We start from the raw sequence: 539 nt of genomic DNA, 5'->3' as shown, positions 1-539 counted from the left end.
GGGACGGACTTCGCGCACTTCGGGCCGGAGGAGGTGTGGCTGCAGCTGGCGCCCATCTCCTTCGACGCCTCGACGTTGGAGGTGTGGGGCGCGCTGCTGCACGGCGCGAAGCTGGTGGTGTACCCGGTGGGGACGCCGTCGCTGGAGGAGTTGGGCCGCAAGCTGGAGTCTTCAGGCGTGACGTCGTTGTGGCTGACGGCGGCGCTCTTCGAGCAGATGCAGGCGCGGCAGCCGAAGGCCTTGGCCAGTGTCCGCCAGTTGCTGGCGGGCGGCGACGCGCTGCCGGTGTCGCGCGTGAAGGAGCGGCTGGCCGCGGGCGGTGTGCTCATCAACGGGTACGGCCCGACGGAGAACACGACGTTCTCCAGCACGTACCGGATGGAGAAGCCGGAAGAGGTGGGCGCTTCGGTGCCCATCGGCCGGCCGGTGAAGAACACGGTGGCGTACGTGCTGGACGGTGGGATGCGCCCGGTGCCAGTGGGCGTACCGGGCGAGCTGTACGTGGGCGGAGACGGGTTGGCGGTGGGGTACGTGGGGCG

The 539-nt window shown here is 70.5% G+C and carries 1 protein-coding gene; it reads left to right on the top strand.

The features are described 5' to 3' along the window. On the top strand, positions 1-539 hold a 539-nt coding region (locus HV824_RS36045; protein WP_255208633.1), incomplete at both ends, for an AMP-binding protein.

It is taken from the genome of Myxococcus sp. AM009 (genome assembly GCF_013372605.1).
Classification (GTDB): Bacteria; Myxococcota; Myxococcia; order Myxococcales; family Myxococcaceae; genus Myxococcus; species Myxococcus vastator.
This window is presented reverse-complemented; position numbering and strand designations above follow the sequence as displayed.